The organism is Acinetobacter brisouii (genome assembly GCF_008993995.1).
Taxonomy (GTDB): domain Bacteria; phylum Pseudomonadota; class Gammaproteobacteria; order Pseudomonadales; family Moraxellaceae; genus Acinetobacter; species Acinetobacter brisouii_A.
Map to the genome: position 1 here is coordinate 1 of NZ_BKNN01000120.1, position 4,341 is coordinate 4,341.

Consider the following 4,341-nt stretch of genomic DNA (forward strand, 5'->3'; position numbering starts at 1 on the left):
TGCCATTAAGTAGCAGCCATTTTTTGGACCTAAAGCATTATTTTCAGTGCATCCCGTTGCTTTTTCAGCATCACCACTCATTTAAAAAAGTTTAAGCAATTGTTTTTATTTAATTAATTAAGAATAGCTCTCTTTTTGGCATCAGCTTGCTCGATATTCATTGCTATGCGGTCTCATGATTATTTTATAAAAAAAGAAAACATTATTTTTGAGAGATTGCTACATGACTGCGCTGGAAAACAATCAAAACATTACCTCTATACCCATCATCGATATTTCTGGACTTTTGGATAATGACATACAAACGCACCAAAACATTGCCTCACATATTCGGAAAGCATGCTTAGATAAAGGTTTTTTTTACATTACGGGACATGGAGTTTCTAAAGCATTACAAGATAAGGTTTTTGAATATTCCAAATTATTTTTTAGTCTTCCCCCAGAACAGAAAAAGCAGTGGTCCAAAGAGCTTTCTGAAGCAAATAGAGGCTATGAATCATTAAGAGCACAAACACTTGAACCTAATTCTCCGCCTGATATAAAGGAAGGCTTTTATATCGGGAAGGAACGCTCACCTTCAGATCCTTTTGTCATCCATAAAGCTTTTAACCAAGGCCCAAACCAATGGCCAGATATTGATGGATTTAAAGAGGTAATGGAGGAATATCAAGTTGAATTGATTAAAGTCTCTGAACGACTCATGCGTGCTATTGCATTATCTCTAAACTTGGAAGCTGACTATTTCACAGAGTTTTGTAAGGATGCAGATTTAGTCACTTTACGCTTATTACACTATCCCCCTCAACCAGCTAATGCTCAACCAAATGAAAAAGGTTGCGGGGCACATACTGATTTCGGCGGGCTTACTCTATTACTTCAAGACCATAATCGTGGTTTACAAGTATGGGATCAGTCAACAAACCAATGGATTTGGGCAGAGCCTATTGAAGATAGTTATGTCGTTAACCTAGGTGACCTAATCTCTATGTGGACGAACAATACATATAGATCCACCCTCCATCGCGTCATCAACATCTCAGGTGGGGAACGATATTCTGTTCCATTCTTCTACAGCGGTAATCACCAGTATCAGATTGAATGCATTCGAGAGTGTTTGGAGGAAAACTCAGAACCGCTATATCCACCAATCAGTGTTGAACAGCATTATCGTAACATGTTCAAAAAAACATATATCTAATAATAAGGAGTTTCCCATGAAAAAATTACCAGTTATCGACATTGCACCTCTTTATGACGTTAACCATCCTGATTATGCAGATATATGCAACCAAATTGACCAAGCATGTCGTGAATGGGGATTCTTCTATATCAGTGGTTATAAACCGAATCACCTTGCAGAAGTTCAAAGTTTAGCTAAAGAGTTTTTTAGTAAGCCTCTACAAGAGAAATTAGAAATAGATATTCAAAAGAATAAAATTGCACATAGAGGATATGGTGCATTAGGAGTAGAACAACTGAACCCTGACTTACCTGAAGACTTTAAAGAAATATATGACATGGGTGTCCATTTAGAAGCTAATCATCCCGAAGTCATTAATCAAGAACCTCTAAGGGGACCAAATGTTTATCCAAATATTGAAGGGTGGAAAGTAGCTACAGAAGAGTATTTTGATGAAATGGTGGATTTAGCAAAAATATTGCTTAATGCCATGTCTCATGCCATTGGTCTTCCGCAAAATTATTTTGATCATTGTCTGCAAGACAGCCTATGTTTTCTCCGGTTAATTCATTATCCGCCTACCTTAGACAATACAGACTCTCAAGGTTTTAAAGCGGGAACACATACTGATTATGGGTGTGTAACTATTTTGGCTCAGGATGAAGTAGGTGGATTACAAGTTCAGGATGTAAATGGGAATTGGATCGATGCTCCTCCTATACCTGATACTTATGTTATCAATATCGGCGACATGATGGCACGATGGTCAAATGATCTCTATAAATCGACACCTCATCGTGTTTCAAGTCCTAAAGGCAAACAACGTTTTTCTTTCCCATTCTTCATCCAACCGAGCCCAAAAACTGTAATCCGTTGCCTGCCTAACTGTTACAGCGAATCCAATCCACCTAAATATTCACCAATTACTAGCATGGAATATCTACAGTCACGCTTTAGTGCAACCTACAAACATCGTGCTGAAGTTTGAATATGGCTTTGTTGCACAAAGCTATTCTTAAGGGCTTCTTCAGCGATATAATTTTCAAATGAAGAAGCCTACACAATTAAATAGATTTACCGATTTAGGCAGACCTCACACCCGAGTTGTCACTTAAATTTGAGTAGATATGGGAAATCCTAGTTTTTAAATCTTTGTGCAACAAAGCCTTTGAATATCGGAAACAATTATATGAAAAAAAATGCGCCCTATCTATTTTTAAGCACATGTTTAATAAGCACTTATTCTTTTGCTGAGGAATCATGGTTAAATTGGCAATCCAATAGTATTTCTGCACTTTATGGTAAAGGTTTCGAAGTAGAGCCGGATACACATGAAACCATTACCTTCGAACATGCGAGCAGTTGGAAATGGGGGGATCTCTATCTATTCGTCGACACTTATTGGTTTGACGGTGAAAAGACTGCTTCCCAAGGACATAATGCTGTCTATACAGAAATAGCCCCACTCTTTTCAATAGGAAAACTAACCAATACGAATTTGAGCTTTGGGCCAGTGAAAGATGTCCTAATAGCTACGAGTTTTGACTTAAGTATTCAAGATCAGCCTGGCTATGACGATATGTGGACTTATTTAGTTGGTCCAGGTTTTGACCTAGATATCAAAGGCTTTGATTATTTCACCCTTAATTTTTACTATCGCATTCCAGACGATGGAAACACCCCAAGTGGACAATGGCAAATCACTCCTTTCTGGTCATATACCGTCCCATTTCTTAAATCATCAATCATTTTTGATGGATACATTGATTGGGTAGTCAATTCCAAAGGTAATAACTCTTCCGACTTTCACTTTAACCCACAAATCAAATATGACCTTAGCCCTCATCTAGGCTTAAGCCCAAAAAAATTAGTAGCAGGTATTGAATACGACTATTGGAAAAACAAATTCTTAATCGAAGACACTCCATATTTTAAAACTAATCAAAATGCTACTAGTTTCATCGTCAAATATACCTTTTAGGCTGAAGGAGAAAAACATATATGACTAACACAATCACAGCCAATAACTTAAAACCAAGCTCCATGATTTTTCTCAGTATCCAGCACGTCTTGGTAATGTATGCAGGTGCTGTTTCAATTCCCCTAATTGTTGGAGGAGCTTTAGGGTTAAGCACTGCAGAAATTGCTTTCTTAATTACTGCAGATCTATTTGTTTGTGGCATTGCCACCCTCATTCAAACTATTGGTTTTAAAAATGTAGGTATTCGCTTTCCCATTATGATGGGAGTTACCTTTACTGCAGTAGGCCCAATGATTGCAATTGGGACTAATCCAGATATGGGACTACTAAGTGTATTTGGGGCAATCATTATCGCAGGGATCTTTGGCTTCCTGATTTCACCATTTATTGGAAAGTTAATACGATTCTTCCCTCCTGTGGTGACAGGAACTCAAATTCTTGTGATTGGTCTATCTCTCATTGGTATTGCAGGCACATGGTCCGCTGGCGGATATGGGGTAAAAGACTTTGGAAATCCATTGTACTTATCTATCGCTGCCTGTGTTCTATTAAGCATTATTATCATCAGCCGTTATGTTAAAGGCTTTTTGGGCAACATTTCAGTTCTAATCGGGATGGGAATTGGTTATATCATCGCTGCATTTTCTGGCCTCATCTCTTTAGACAAGATAGATGAAAGCCCATGGTTAGGTTGGGTGATGCCATTTCACTTCGGTATTCCAGAGTTTAACTTTTGGGCTGTCTTGACTATGTGCGTAGTCATGCTGGTTATTTTCATTGAAACAGCTGGGATGTTCATGGCTGTAGGTGAAATTGTTGAAGAAGAAGTGGATCAGGAAAAATTGACTCGCGGTTTTAGAGCTGACAGCCTTGGCACAATGATTGGTGGGATTTTTAATATCTTCCCGTATACATCCTATGCTCAGAACATCGGTTTGCTAGCGATCACAGGTGTTAAGAATCGCAGTGTATGTGCTTTAGCTGGTGTGTTTTTAATCCTTTTAGGTCTATTTCCTAAAATAGCTTACTTTGTTGTGAACCGTACCGGGTTTGTCGGAGACTTTTTTATTTAAGTTAGGCCACCTGACCTAACGGGTTAATCTTATCATAGTACATTGCTTCAAACTCAAAAGGCGATACATAACCCAGTGCACTGTGTACACGCTTTTTATTGAACCAA

At 38.2% G+C, this 4,341-nt stretch carries 3 protein-coding genes and 1 pseudogene; all 4 read left to right on the plus strand.

Annotated features, from left to right (window positions below; genetic code table 11):
* Nucleotides 1-223: 223 nt before the first annotated feature.
* Nucleotides 224-1,198 carry an isopenicillin N synthase family dioxygenase gene (locus tag GBN19_RS14810; RefSeq protein WP_000125683.1) on the plus strand — a complete coding sequence of 325 codons (975 nt, stop codon included), beginning with the start codon at nt 224-226 and terminating at the stop codon, nt 1,196-1,198.
* Nucleotides 1,199-1,214: 16 nt separating this feature from the next.
* Complete coding sequence (locus tag GBN19_RS14815) at nt 1,215-2,168, plus strand: isopenicillin N synthase family dioxygenase (RefSeq protein ID WP_032069057.1); 954 nt, start codon at nt 1,215-1,217, stop codon at nt 2,166-2,168.
* Between the two features lie 201 nt (nt 2,169-2,369).
* Nucleotides 2,370-3,161, plus strand: a complete 792-nt coding sequence (locus GBN19_RS14820) for an outer membrane protein OmpK (protein WP_151778647.1) — start codon at nt 2,370-2,372, stop codon at nt 3,159-3,161.
* Nucleotides 3,162-3,181: 20 nt separating this feature from the next.
* A pseudogene (locus GBN19_RS14825) lies at nt 3,182-4,201 on the plus strand (nucleobase:cation symporter-2 family protein); the annotation flags it as partial.
* Nucleotides 4,202-4,341: the final 140 nt, after the last annotated feature.

Coding starts and splice junctions, on each gene's coding strand:
- GBN19_RS14810 (WP_000125683.1), top strand. CDS start 224: ATGACTGCGCTGGAAAACAATCAAAACATTACCTCTATACCCATCATC.
- GBN19_RS14815 (WP_032069057.1), top strand. CDS start 1,215: ATGAAAAAATTACCAGTTATCGACATTGCACCTCTTTATGACGTTAAC.
- GBN19_RS14820 (WP_151778647.1), top strand. CDS start 2,370: ATGAAAAAAAATGCGCCCTATCTATTTTTAAGCACATGTTTAATAAGC.